The sequence below is a fragment of the Pyramidobacter sp. C12-8 genome (assembly GCF_002007215.1).
Lineage (GTDB): Bacteria > Synergistota > Synergistia > Synergistales > Dethiosulfovibrionaceae > Pyramidobacter.
Genome location: NZ_MUHX01000126.1, coordinates 1 through 234 on the forward strand (window position 1 = coordinate 1; position 234 = coordinate 234).

General features: G+C 39.3%; 1 pseudogene. It reads right to left on the reverse strand.

Features of this window, described 5'->3' with window-relative positions:
- Window positions 1-212, reverse strand: a pseudogene (locus B0D78_RS13325) (IS30 family transposase); the annotation flags it as partial.
- Between the last annotated feature and the right edge of the window lie 22 nt (window positions 213-234).

Here is a 234-nt window from a genome sequence, read left to right on the forward strand (position 1 = left end):
TCCTCGCCATACAGGTTGATAAAGATCTCTGCAGGAGATTTTCCGTTAAATTTTTTCCTCCCGTATGAGTTTATATGAGACATCATCAGGTTGATATCAGTTTGGGATAAATTGTCGAAAGTTGTTCCCTTGGGAAGGATCCTTCGAATGAGAGTATGATTATTTTCAACCTTCGGTTTTTCCTGCGGTGCTTGTGGATTGCAATAGAACATATATGATTTTCTTTCTCCGTCC